The organism is Microcoleus sp. K5-D4 (genome assembly GCF_036704575.1).
Taxonomy (GTDB): Bacteria; Cyanobacteriota; Cyanobacteriia; order Cyanobacteriales; family Microcoleaceae; genus Microcoleus.
Window position 1 is genome coordinate 1 of record NZ_JAUBSD010000019.1, and the last position, 12,319, is coordinate 12,319.

Sequence of the window (12,319 nt, forward strand, 5' to 3'; positions counted from 1 at the left end):
ATCAACACCGTCGGCATCGTAAACTTTCCCACCCGTAAAGCTGATTGTTTCTCCCACTTTATAAGCAGGTAACACATCAAATCGCAAGTTTTTTGGGGCTGTGTTTTCGGGAGGGATTGAGTTGATAAAATCGATGAATTCCTTCCCGCTTTCAGAAGTAGTCCAATCCTTAGCGGGATTAATGACTTCTTTCAACAATACCGCTTTACCCGTTGCACCTGTCAACCTGAAAATAACATCCTGATAGTCCCCATCCGAACCCGTATCAACCCGCTGATCCTCTAGGGAAAATACCAAGCCAAGACCATTAACATCCGCTATTTGACCGTACAGCCAAGCATCATTTGGGTTGAGGCTAGATAATGAAAACAGCGGACGCTTACCTCCACCAATATCGGGATTGTCAAAAACCTCTTGGACTTGACCGTTGGGCACCAACATTACAGCATAAGCCTTTCCGGGAGTTGTGGCAAATGTTTTCACGCCCTTATACGGCCCATTATTATAATTTTTTTCTCCAAAACTGCCTCTAAATAGAGGATTTGCCCCCTCTATAGATTCAGAAATCACGATATGACCCAATACAGAATTACTCAGCGAGCGCTTGGCAGCTTCCTTAATAAATTCCTTATAATCTGAAGTTAATTTCTCCATACCATCGAGGCTAAAAATAGCTATTTCTCCTTGATATCTGCCTCCATCGTTGAGTAAATCGACCCCCACTTCACTTTTATTTGTTACAAAAAATCCTGCATCAACCCCCATGCCCGTTAACGGATCGACTTTACCATCTGGAGTTAGACTGATTTGATAGTTTGTGTTTTCGGAAACAGGAGAAACATTTAAAATATAGTCCGCCGCCCCTAAATTATCGATGCTAATAGTTCCAGCATTTGTGCCGCTAGTTGAAATACTTTTGATTACCTTCCCTTCTTTGTCCCGCAGTTCCATATTGATATCACCGCTAAAACCTTCAGCAGAGATTCGGGCACTACCCATAGTGGGGAGACTGAAAAAATAGGTATTGGTAGAATCTGTTTTACCAGTGGAACCGATATGGAAATAGTTATCTTTGAGACTACCGATTTCAATATTAGACATTTGCACCCCGATAAATAAACTTAGATTTACAAAAAGCAACTAGCAGGAATGGGCGTAGGCGTAGCCAGCCGTAGGCATCGCTTCGTTACCTGGTCTATCGATCATCTGCGATTCTGACCTACAATCTGTCTGCCTAAGCGAAGCCTTACTTTTTACGCCAATTCTCTGTTTTTCAAGAAAACTTTACAAATTCCCATTAATATTGAGAATTTAGTAGCGATTTGACTGTTTAGCAGGAAATAAATAGTGATTAGTTTGATACATCTCATTATTAGGCATTTCATCGCTAATGTAAATCAATATTTTGATAAAACTTGATAAAGACTTGATAAATACTCGGTAAAGGCTTTATAAAGATTTGATAAACCCCTCTAGTTTGTGTTGTGTTTGTGCGTAATCCTACTGATTATAACTAAGGTTGGAGCAAAGGGGTAAAGCTATTTCGTAGGAAATCGCGCTTTTCCCCAAAACCCAAATTCATGAAAATCAACGAGAAAATCTTTGTTTGCGTTTCCGCACAGCACCCACGAGGAAAGAAGCGGAAGCAAATAAACCTAACATCACTGAAGGTTCAGGAACAGCTTCGGCTTCTTCCTTAAGCATGGCGTGCATATTCAAGTTGGCTTTCTCTGTATTGAATTCCAGTTTGATCGGAAACGCAGCGGGATTAGTCGGATCGACATTGAGGCCGGTGACGCTAAATTCTTTAACACCGCTACCGCCGACTAGCAAGTTGCCCAACAACGTGCTATAGTTACTAAAATTGACGCTATTTCCGGCTGTAAATTGCCCTAAAAGCACATCTTTTACTAACACGGTAAAAGGTTTGGCAAAACCAGTAGGAAAATCAAGAATTTCAGTAAACAAAGAGTTGGAAGTCATTTCGTAGCGAAAACCGTAAGCTGTTGGCGGATCATTCCATACACCGCTGGGAAGATCGATGAAACTCCAGAAACCTGGTTGAGTTATGGTTGGCATAATGGGGTTTTGTTGAGATGAACCGGGTTGGTCTGGTCTCAAAGGATCGCATTTAGGATCACCATCAGGGCAAGGGGGAACCGGTGGGCGGGATATCGGGGGAGGATCGCCAACAGGGGGAGTATTGCCATCGCTAACTAAAAAAGTTCGGGAACCATTTGTGTGATAAACCCATTTTTGTTCGCTGTTTCCTACAGTAATAATCCAACCGTCAACTAGAGCCGATGTACATGCAGAAAATGGTCGATATACTCCCATACAACCATCTCGCCATGTGACTTGGCGAACGCTGGTAATTTCCAGGTTGGAGACTGGTAAATCAGGAGTCCGAGCGACAGTTTCTCCAATAATTCTGGCAACTTCTTCGGGCAATTCAGATGTTGGGATTGTGCGATCGAGATAAATTCCGTCGTCGTCATTAGGTCTAGGTGTTCCTTCTGATATAAGAAGCCATTCTTGTGTGTTAAGTGGCTGTGGTTGACTGAGAGTAAGGCTGGCGGCTTGAACAGATTGGGGTAGGGCAAGACCGATCGCACTTAGGAGACTTACAGCCAAGCTGAACGGATAGAATTCGTTGGCAAAGGTAGATGCAGACATCAGGATAATTTTTCGGAAAGATTAAAAGTTGACAGTTGGCGAGTGTTCAAGGCCGATCGCCCGTCGCACTCAAAAACCAACCGTCACTTATCTATCTGGAAGAAGGCGCTAGTTTTATGCAGAACGCGACCTAATCTTCAGAAAACTTTACAAAGATCGGATTTGAGTCGGGAAAAGTTGACTCAGGACAGGCGATCGCCAAAACGTTCTCTAATAACTCAAAAATTGTTTGCTTCGTCGCTAACAAAAGGGCGCAGTTTTGCGGGTTGAGACTCAGGGAATCCAACCACGAAAGGCTGGTTTCACCGATTGCTTCCAGGTGGCGGCAAACCAGATGGGGGGCTATTTCGGTGGCGCTTTGTTCGAGGATTTTGGGAACCGCTTGCAGAAGGTTGGCTAGGGTGGCGGCATCGGGAGATTCCCAGACATAATCTGCTAATGACATGAGTTTAGGTGCGATTTCGGTAGGGGAAATTTCCCCGCCGCCCCCATTTGTTTCTAGGTGAATGATGCCTTGCTGATGTGCTTGTTGCAGCAGGGTACAGCAACGAAGATATGCAGATTGAACGCGATAGAGGCTATCTTGCGGGGTGGGTTTTCCTGCTGTGCTGATGTTAATGGGGGCAACTTCTGTGAGGGGAACTCGGAGGCAGTACCAGCGCAGTGCATCCATACTCACGGCTTTGAGCAATTCTGTGGGGGCGATATCGGGGATGCGATGGATTTGCTGGGTGGGTTTGTGGAAGGCGTAGAGTTCGATGGGTTGAACGATGATGAATTGAAATTGCTCTTTCGTGTAGCCCAAGCATTGCATGGCGCTGGTGAGTTGGATGTCGTAGCCGGTGTAGGTGGTGGGACGGATGAGGATGATTTTGTCATAGCCTTGTTGGAATATTTGATGGTAGCGGGCGATGTCTTCTAGGAGTTGGGTGAATTCGCCGTCGCGGTGTTGAAGAATTCTGTCGTAGTCGTCGCCAAAGTCGGCGGTTTTGATAAACCAGTCTTTGGGTTCGTCTTTGAGGGAGGTTTGTTCGATGTCGGGAGGTAAGCCGGCGGCGAGTTGGCGGGAAAGGGAGGCTCTGTAAAGCTGGTTGTTGGTTTGAAGGGGGTTAAAAAAGACTTCAATATCATGTGAATTTTCTTGCTTGTTTTCACTTTCTGTGATAACAAAATTGTTGCCCTTTTCTAGGAGCTTTTTAACAGCAGTTGTCAGGGAGCAACGAAGATAACCTGAGGAAGGAATAGCTGCTAAAGGATATTCGGTGATGATCAACCAAATTTTAGCCGTTTTTTGGGATAATGCCATCATAAATTTGACGCTTCAACTAGGGATGATATTTAATGCCTTAGTTTCTCCATAGATTGCGGAGCCCGTGCTAGGCATTGTTGTGCTAATTGTTCCATTTGTTACTAAATTTCTTCAAAGTTCATTCATAGTTTTGTTTGGGGTTCTATTAGGAAAATTGTTTGGGCTAATCCAGATTTTGCTGCTACTGCTTTTTTATCCGCCTCTAGCTGGAATAGATATCCAAGCTGAGGCGGTGAGTTCGGTAATAAGAATGAGTCAAATCTCAACCTTTGATAACGTTTTTGAGAAGTTAATAAGATAGCGACTCTTCCTCAATCATTGCCATAACTTTCTTAAAATCCTCGACAATTTCTGGCACAGCTTCAGATAGATCATCGTGGTAGTATTCTCGATAGAAAGAGGATGGCCACAAAGACACAGAACCGTCTTCCCACAAACGAGTTACCCAAAGTTGCGATACCTTACCATCTGTAATTTCAAATAAACAGAGTGGTGCAAACGAGAGTCTGCCGTAGTCAGACACTAACTGAATCCAAGCACCTGTTCCCCATTTAGATGAGCCTATCTCGAACTGTATGCCAATAGCAAGGTACTCCTTCCCTACTGTCAAGTGAAACTCCTGGTTGGGATAAAACCCATCACCCAGTTTCTCTAGCTGTTCTTGAGTAGGATAAGTGGAGATACATTTAACTCTCATAAAGCACCTCATTATTATTAGGGTCTGTAAACAACCTTGTCACCTTCCTTAAGTTTAAAGTCAACACGCTGGCCCGTCTTGAGGTTTTGCACCCAGTGCGTTTCTAGGTTTATGTCCCCTCCTCCATCTTGGATCGTATATGATGTACTTCTCATCTTGACCCAATCCGCTGGGTTTCCTCCGTACTGATTGGAGAAGTTGGCAGCGTCACGAAATTGAGTTTTATGAGAACCACCAGCTATCACCTCGCCAACCTCAGTCATTTGTTGCTCAAAGGTAAGACGGTATTTAAGTTTTAGCGCATTTGAAGTATTGTGAGCCTCGTTTCCTTCATTCTTGGAAGTAGAGAGGTCATCCAACTTACTCTTGAGCCAGTCAAATGATTTTTTGATTTCACTGGTAGCTGCATCCTTTAATTTTCCAAGATTTTCAGCTTGCTTGGACAAGAACCCTTGAATCTGGTCAATATTACGAGCGGTTGATTGTTTCAGACTAGACCATACTTCTTTGCCACGTCGAATACCTTCAACCACCATTCCCACAAGCCCTTGAATAGTATCCAAAATTTTGTCAAAGAACCTGGTTGATTTTTGAACAACATCAGGCCATGCTTTCCCAGCAAAATCAACGACGGCATCAACTACTGCTGGCCCTAATTTTTGAATTTCTTTAACAAAATCGGCATTACGGGCTATTTTTGTTACACCTTTGATCGCACCACCCACAACAGGGTATAGCCCAATGAGAGATCCAGCAACTCCCACCCAGTTCCAGGGGTCTTGCATCTCCTCTGGGTTATCGATGAATTTTTTAGTGTAGGCGATTAAATCTCGTACATCTCCAATTTCACCCACAATCGGAATCATACCGATCACACTATCGAGCAGTGTCTGCCAAATAGATGGGTTGTCATTAAACTCACCCATCAAAGCACCTACGACAAAGTTCCCGGCTTGTCCTAGTCCATTGACAAAATCATCAAGTAGTTGTTTGTAAACAGATGCTTGGTTGTTGATTGCCCTCTCAACACCAGTGCGAATATTTGCAATCTGCTGGTCAACCCCCTTAATCTTGTTGTAAAGCTTCCCAGTCTCATCACCGAATAACTTAGAAGTTATCTCCGCAACCGCCCCCTGAGCCAGAGGTTTGACGAAATCGACTGCTCCCTTCAAAGAATTACCCACAGATGTGACAGTATTCTTAATTGGGTTTGCCACCTTATCAGCCAGAGGAGCCACCACACTGTCGTAGAAATTCCACTTAAAACCAGGAGTTTTACCTATTCCAAAATTTAGTTCTGGGATGTCCACTCCAACATTGCGAAGAAATCCAAGGTTGCCAAGAATTTTACCCTTGAACTGGTCAACCGAATTATTTAAGTTTCTTACCTGCTCATCAATTCTGTTCTTTAACTCCTGTGATAACCTTTCAATGTCGTCATTGATTTCAGCCCCAGTTCTGTAAGCATTTTTCAGTTGTTCAACAAACCAAGATATCGCGCCATTAATGCCAGATTGAACATCATTAACCCTGTCCTTCAGCCAACTCCTAGCACCATTAATCGCACCTTTCAAACTGTCCTTAGCGCCTCTGATTCGATCTCCAAGCCCAGGTACGCTGTACACCTGAGACGGAATCGAGCCGTCAATCTGGTTTAAAACCCAATCAGCAGTACCGTCGATACTACCTTTAATGCCATTAGCCTTATCATTGATCCAGCCTTGACCTTGATTCCGCACTCCATCAAGTGCTCCATGAATCTTAGCCCGCTGTTCATCATTCATCCGAGCAAGTAGCTGTTCAAGCTCCTGCTGATACCGCCGTTTTTCAGCATCTAAATCCTGAATTTTAGCATTAGCTTTCCCTCGCTCCGCAGTCGCAAATCGATTCAAAGCAGTATTATAAATCTGCTTAATTCGGGGGTCAGCAAACGTTACACCCGGAGACGTGTTCCCACCACCGCTACCGCCACTACCGCCACTACCACTAGGCCGCCAACCCGGAGGTAAAGGTTGAGTTTGAGTAGCAGAAAGCTTGTGTTGGAACTTAACAATCAGCTCGTAGTCAGTCGTCACACCTTTAGGACTATTGACTCGCAGCATATAAGTACCAGGAATCAAATCAGCAATAATTTGCTCATCCGTAATTCCCTCCCGCATCGAATAGGCAATAGGTTCGTTCCGCACATCGTACAGAACCAAATCTGCATCAGCCAAAAGCTTTCTCAGTTCAGCCGTAATCCGACCACCGCGAGACAAGGTAAAGCGATAGTAATCATCCGGCACCAAATTGCCAACTGTTTCACCCGTTAGAGATGTCTCAAACGGATCGACAGGCCCAAACTCAGGCATAGGCTTGGCAAGATACCAATCCAATCCTCCCTTGCCTTGTTGGCGCGCAATCTCCGCCTGACGAGCCAACTCAGCCAACCGCGCTTCTTCCAGACGGCGTTCTTCCTCTTGGCGACGGCGTTCCATTTGTTCACGCAAACGCCGTTGTTGTTCTTCAAGTTCCCGTTGCTGGGCTTCCGCTTCCCGGCGTCGCGCTTCCTCTTCTTGACGAACTCGCTCTTGATCCCGCGCAAAAGCCTCTTCCTGTTCTCGCCGAATACGAGCTTCTTCTTCTTGTCGCTCCCGTAATTCTTGTTCGCGACGCTGCCGTTCGGCTTCTTGCTCTTGCTCGTAATTAGGACGGTGAACGGGAATTTGAATTGTGTCGCCTAAATATATGTAGTAGGGAGCTCGAAATATACCGTTGCGATCGGCAATCCACCTCCAGTTCGCTTCGCTGCCATTGCCCATCGTGCGTTCAGCAACCCTGATCAGACCATCACCAGGAATGCTAACGACATAATCTACCCAATCGTAATATTCACCGTTTGGTGCGCGTTCCGCGTGTGCCCAAATCTCCGGCGCTACTTTACTCGGATCGACCTCTTGCAAAATAGCAGGTTCAGAAGGCTCATCCCCACCATCAAAAATCTCTGCCAATTGCCGGACAGCCTCAATTTGCTCCGGCGTTAAATCTTCTGCATTAAATCGCGCTCCGCCAAACAATCCAAAATCAGGAGTTGCCGCATTCAAATTCACCTCGTAACCCAAATCAGCCAAAGATGCGATCGTCACAGGGCTAATCGGCGCATTCCCAGCTTTACCGCTGAAGTTCAAATCGGCCGTCATTACCTCATCTTGGAACAGCGCCTCATTCCAGTGGAAACCAGCCGAACCTTTACCCTCAGTTTCCAGAGAAATCGCATCAGTCAAACCGCCCAAATCTTTGAACGCATCAACCGCCTTTCCACCGTTATACTGAGCCAGTGGCGTACCCGCATAATCCACCAAACCTTTAGCTTCCCAAAGATTCCCAAAGCCCAAAGCGTGTAAAAACTCGTGCTGTACAACGCTGAACAGCTTCCCAGAACGCTCCAACTCGGCAATATCCGCTGCATCAAACTGCACTAAAGATTGAGCGGGCAACATACTTCCGTAGCGCATGAAATCAATTTTAGTTCGCGCTTGGGTGCCACTCACACCGTCAATATTGGCAGTGGAAATCTTGATATTGATGTCGTCGATAATCTTGCCGTCAACCACAGCAGTCGGCAACCCTTTGCCAATTAATCCAGCCACACTTTTGGCAGCGGCTTGCATAATCGCCTGTTGCGAAGCACTCAGTGGCGTTTCATATTCCAAATCAATATTAAACGGCTCAGTCGCGGTACTCTCAAATCCAGAGAGAACGTAAGTTGCAGGATCGGCATTGCGTCGATCGATCTTGACAATCACCTCTGCTGGTGCATTGGCTGGCAACTGCAATTTATGACTGCCCTTGCTGAAGGATTGAGTCCCCAATAATTGTCCAGAAGTTGTCAGGTAGCTGACGGATAAGTCGCCTGAGAGGACGGAAAACTTAGCACCATTTAAGTAGCGACTGTCAACCCGATAAATATCCGACGGATCGACGCTGCTAACCTGATCGATGACATCTTCGGTAGCGGAAGGAATCAGTTGCGTTGCATTAGCAAGATTATTGCTGCCCCGATCGACATTTGTTTGAGAAATTCCAGGGACTTTCACCGTAGGATGAGTCGGATCTCCGGGTAACTGCTTGGTACTCGGATGTTGAGAAATGAAAATATCAGTAATGCTTCGCTGTCCGGGTTTAATCGTGTAAAGTTCCGGTGTAGTTACCTTTGCCAACTGTACCGCAGCAGCAACATTCAGCAAACCAGACCCAGTTTGAGCGTCCCAATTAGGTCGTTCGAGGTCTGTAGAAGTACGCTTGATCGCGTCAATTGCCTGAGTGTAATTCAGCTTAGGATTTGCTGCTAACACTTGAGCGAGTCCATTGGTGACTTCAACAGCAGCAACCTCTGTGCTGGATGTACTGCCGCTGCTTCCGTTAGCGAGAATATCAAGAGTATTGCCACTGCCCGAATAATCTGCCAATTTAAAGGCATTAGATAGTGCAACCGAATTGTTAAATCGTTGAGCCGCACCAACAGTAACTACGTTGTCAACTTCCTTAGATAATAGACCCAGAGCCGACATTGTGCCGGGGTTATCTCCAGCGGGAACAACAACGATCACTTTGTTCTGATATGCGTAGGCGATCGCCGATCGTTCTGCTGCCGTTAGTTCGCTGCGGGGAATCACAGTTCCATCAGGCTGAGTTTGAGTCAGGTTGATGTTAATATTCACAACGGCATGGGGTTGCTTCGATACCTTAGCTGCATCCACAAATTTAATCAGAGATTCTACCCACTGACTTGAATTATCTTGAGCGCGATCGACTGGCTGCGACGGGTTATTATTAACTCCATTAGCTGCTGGGGAAGGATTGTTTGTGCTATTTGCAGGTTTTTCCTCAGCAACGATCGGACTCTTTTCCTCAGCCGGATTATTGACAATCAAGCCAGTATCGTTGATAAAACCTACCAAAGGTCGATCGGCTTGAGGAAACTCAAACTGTACTGGTGCGATCGCAGGTGGTGCTACTTTCACTACCATATCTTCCAGCCGCGAAATCAACGCCGCTGTATTATCCGAAATAGGAGTCGATCCAGTTTGCGCCCTCAACTTCTCAGTCATCGTTTCCAAACGAGCAATCAAAGTGCGATCGATCGCATTTTCGGCAACCACATCAGCACTACCCAAATTACTCAAACGTTGTTTAATGCTTTCCAATCGCGCAATCCAGTCAGCATTGACATCATTCTTGTTGTGTGCTACTTCCTCCTTAACTGGTTGAGTTACCGCAGCAGTCGAATTATCCTCAGTTGGTTTTTCAACTGTTGGATAAATTGGCAATGACTCTTTGGGTGCAGCATCATTAACACCCGCAGTCTCAGTCTGAGTAACTATCTCCTTTTTCTGCGACTCTACAGCAGTATTCGTACCTGCAACTGGCATAGTCGGCGCTGCTTGCAGTGGCACAACCGCTGGAGTCTCTTTACTCTCAATAACCGCTGTTGGCTGACTTTCATTCACCGACTCTACAGGATTTGCGACTACAACAACTTTAGTAGGCTCTGTTTTTTCTACCTCAGTTACTACCCCTGGCTTAGCTTCTTCTTTCACCGGGATTACCGCTGGTAAAACTTCCGCTTTTGTTTCTATATCTGCCTGAATTTCCGGTGGTAAAACTTCCGCTTTTGTCTCTACCTTACTCTGACTTCCTGCTGGCAATGTTTCTGGTTTTGTTTCTACGTTTGCTTGATTTTCCGATGGCAAAACTTCCAGTAGAGTTTCTACTTTCGTCAGACTTTCCGGTGGCGAAACTTCCGGTTTTGTTTCTAGCTTTTCCGTTAGTGTCGTCGCAGCTACTTCCGTCTCAACATTAGATTGGGATGGCAAAGCTGGTGTTGCTTGTGCTTCAGTAACTTGGTTTTTAACCTCAGTTGTCGCTACTGGAAGAGGCGTTTTTTCAACGGGTAATTTTGCCGTCAAATCGGCCACAGTATCTTTGCCAGCAGTTGGTGTTGTCGCACCTGCCGTTGGCTTGGTTTCTACCTTGTCGGTTGTTTCAACCTGAGTCGAATCACCAAGATTATTTTCAGTATTTTTGACTTCTTCCTCAGTCGTCACTACTAGAGTAGGCTTTGCATCTACTTCGTCGGTTGTTTCAAGCTGGGTTGAATCATCAGAGTTATTCGCAGTATCTTTGACTCCTTCCTCAGTCGTTACCTCTAAATTAGTAGGCTTTGTCTCTATCTTGTCGGTTGTTTCAACCTGAGTCGAATCACCAGGATTATCACCAGTATCTTGGACTTCTTTCTCAGTCGTCACTACTGGAGTAGTAGGCTTTGTATCTACCTGATCTGTTGTTTCAATTTGGGTTGCATCAGTAGTATCTTCGTCGGTAGTGGCAGGCGCTGAAGTTGTGGGAGTCTCTTGATCTGAAGTTGATGGATTCAGAATGTCCTTTTCTAACTCATCAACTGAATCGGATAGTTCAGCATTTACATTTGGTTTTAATTCCGGGGTAATGTAAGGTTTCGCATAAGCAATAAGTGCTTTGCCCGAATCAGTTTTCCGCCAATCTTTATCTGGGTTAATCACAGTATCCAGCAAGGCAGCTTTGGCCGTCGCACCGCGCACTTGGAAAATGATATCGTTGTAATCCCGGTCACTTCCTGCATCTAACCGCATATCCTCCATGACAAAGGTATTACCTTCTCCCGTGATATCAGCAATCTGACCAAAGTGAAATCCCTCCACAGGATTCGCCATTGCCATAGAAAATAAAGGACGCTGATCGCCCCCAACAGTCGGATTATCAAACACAGACTTCACACTACCGTTGGGAACCAACATCACCCCATATTTACCCCCAGGAGTAACTTCAAAACTCTTGACTCCTAAGTAGACTCCTTGATTGGCATTACTCTCTCCTAACAGACTGGGAAACCGTGCAGCTTCTGTAGCATCATTAATTACTACATGACCTTTCACCGAGTTACTTAAAGACCGCGCAGCTACTTCTTTAATGAATGCTTCAGAACCCGGCTCAAAGTTGTCTAAATCTTCTAAACTAAAAAAAGCTAACTCACCTTGGAACATCCCATTATCGGATTGGTAGTCTATACTGAGGAGACCAGTTTGATCCGTAGTAAATACCCCCGATGTAAAGAGAGAAATTAACTTTTTCTCCGTAATAGGTTCTGGTTCTTTTTGAGTTTCAGTGGTTGCTACGGCAGTAGTTGAATTCTCTTTCTCTGTTTCTTCCCCGTTGCTAGTGTCAGTATTTGTGTCGTCTTCTGGCTTGCTGGCATCTGGGGAAACAGCAACTAAAGTCTCGCCTGTTTTTGGTTCTTCAGTGGCAACTGTTTCGCCTGCATCTGCATCTGTTTTGGCGGCTGTGCTATTTGGATTGTTGGTGGCAACAGTTTCGCTGGGTTTTTCGGCGGTTGAAATTGCCGAATCGGTTGGTAGTTTATCTGGTGCGATTTCTCCCGCTGAGATAGTCTCTTCACTTGGCAGTTTTTCGCTAGCCGATTCAGGGGGCGCTACAGGTTTTTCCGGTTCAGATGTGAGAGCTGTTGCGGAGTCTGTAGCAACTGGTTTGTCTGGTTCGTCGGTAGTGGTTGATGTTACTTGAACCGCAGATTCAGTCGCTGCTACAGGTTTTTCCGGTTC

General features: G+C 45.5%; 5 protein-coding genes. All 5 read right to left on the reverse strand.

The window, feature by feature from the left end; all coding sequences use genetic code 11:
- Positions 1–1,101 (reverse strand): DUF4114 domain-containing protein (locus QUA77_RS08490; protein ID WP_333449832.1); only part of this gene is annotated, 1,101 nt, incomplete at its 3' end.
- 486 nt (positions 1,102–1,587) lie between these two features.
- Positions 1,588–2,676: a PEP-CTERM sorting domain-containing protein gene (locus QUA77_RS08495; protein WP_333449833.1), complete on the reverse strand. Its 1,089-nt coding sequence runs from the start codon at positions 2,674–2,676 to the stop codon at positions 1,588–1,590.
- Positions 2,677–2,806: 130 nt separating this feature from the next.
- Positions 2,807–3,985, reverse strand: coding sequence for a hypothetical protein (locus QUA77_RS08500; protein WP_333449834.1), 1,179 nt, complete (start codon positions 3,983–3,985; stop codon positions 2,807–2,809).
- 289 nt (positions 3,986–4,274) lie between these two features.
- Positions 4,275–4,682, reverse strand: coding sequence for a hypothetical protein (locus QUA77_RS08505; RefSeq protein WP_333449835.1), 408 nt, complete (start codon positions 4,680–4,682; stop codon positions 4,275–4,277).
- A 17-nt stretch (positions 4,683–4,699) separates the two neighbouring features.
- The coding region (locus QUA77_RS08510; protein WP_333449836.1) for a DUF4114 domain-containing protein at positions 4,700–12,319 on the reverse strand (7,620 nt) is incomplete at its 5' end.